The following is a 1,287-nucleotide window of genomic DNA, read 5'->3' as shown; positions in this document are numbered from 1 at the left end:
GTGTTTGAATACATTGAGGTTTTCTACAACAGAGTCCGCAGGCACTCTACACTGGGTTACAAAAGTCCAGCAGAGTATGAGCGCAAACGCGCATAGTTAGAGTGTCTACTTTTTGTGGGTAAGACCACCCTCTAGGAGAGTTATGAGAAATCTACTTATTTCAGTGTTCATATCATTCGGCTTATTTTCGGCACAATCTATAGCCTGTTCTTTTGCTCCCGGCTACTACACGTTTGAAACAGAGCCTGAAGGATTTGAAATGAAAATGGACAAGGGCTTAATCGCCATATTACCAGCACCTCAAGTCCAAATAGACAAAATCACGAGAGGCAGTGCAGCTCCTGGCTCCTCCTGCGACGATGCAGGAATGATCCATATCACAATCAAATGGCCATCTGACAGCGTATACACACTGGATGAAATTGGTTTTTACTTCCAATCTGAGAATGGTCTAGAACCTGATCTAATATTTCCTCTAGGCCCTGTAAGAGGTAAGCCTGAAGGTAACGAAGTTAAATTTTTCTTTGTCTGGCTAGATGGCCATCCTAAATATCAGAAACCACTAAATTTCAATTTAAACGTATTTGCTATAAATAAGGGGCTTCAAATTGGTCAGCCAACTACCGTCAAAATTGAAGCAGGCAAGGGTTAACAAGTTTAGGCAACATCGCCCCTACGGGGCTGGACAGCTTAAAGCGTGGCTTCGCCACTGCTGCCGTTGCTAAAGGCGTTAAGGTTCTAATCATGAAGTTCATCTATACGTTCTTTAAAGCATTCATACTGTTACTTTTTTTCGCCACGGTATCTTATGCGCAAACATTGAGCCCTGAAGATGTTCAGGATTTTAATAAGACAACGGGGGTTGGCTGCACTGAGAAGAAGCCCGTTTCGGAAAATGCCGATTACTATGTTGTTTGCAAGTCGCGTAAATCTGGAGAGCAGGCGTGGAATGCTGCAATGTATCGAAGCAAAGTGGAATGTTCAGCAGATGAAATATCAGTGTTGTTTAATTTAAATCCAGCGCTGCCAACTGAAAATGGCATCCACGGTGCTCAAATCGAGGTAAATTGTGGCCCCAAACCTTAACAAGTTTGTCAACGAACGCACTTCGTGCTGGACAGCTAAAAGCGTGGCTTCGCCACAACGCTGCCCGTTACAAAGGCGTTATGTTGCCGGGCGGTAAAAATTGTTGTTGGTGCAAGCGGGTAATATTTTTCACTGTTTTAGCGTCCAGCAATGAGCAGCTTCGCCATTCCGGACGAGAGCAGTTTCGTTCCTAGAGCATTC

The 1,287-nt window shown here is 44.2% G+C and carries 3 protein-coding genes; all 3 read left to right on the top strand.

The features are described from left to right. A partial coding sequence (locus ABEA58_RS14335; protein ID WP_345552580.1) for an IS3 family transposase occupies positions 1-96 on the top strand: 96 nt, incomplete at its 5' end. A gap of 46 nt (positions 97-142) precedes the next feature. Beyond that, a complete protein-coding gene (locus ABEA58_RS14330; RefSeq protein ID WP_345552598.1) occupies positions 143-652 on the top strand; it encodes a hypothetical protein in 510 nt (169 codons plus the stop codon). A 92-nt stretch (positions 653-744) separates the two neighbouring features. Beyond that, complete coding sequence (locus ABEA58_RS14325; protein WP_345552596.1) at positions 745-1,086, top strand: hypothetical protein; 342 nt, start codon at positions 745-747, stop codon at positions 1,084-1,086. Positions 1,087-1,287 lie beyond the last annotated feature (201 nt).

Source organism: Microbulbifer aestuariivivens, from assembly GCF_039545115.1.
GTDB classification, from domain to species: Bacteria; Pseudomonadota; Gammaproteobacteria; order Pseudomonadales; family Cellvibrionaceae; genus Microbulbifer; species Microbulbifer aestuariivivens.
This window is presented reverse-complemented; position numbering and strand designations above follow the sequence as displayed.

Coding starts and splice junctions, on each gene's coding strand:
- ABEA58_RS14330 (WP_345552598.1), top strand. CDS start 143: ATGAGAAATCTACTTATTTCAGTGTTCATATCATTCGGCTTATTTTCG.
- ABEA58_RS14325 (WP_345552596.1), top strand. CDS start 745: ATGAAGTTCATCTATACGTTCTTTAAAGCATTCATACTGTTACTTTTT.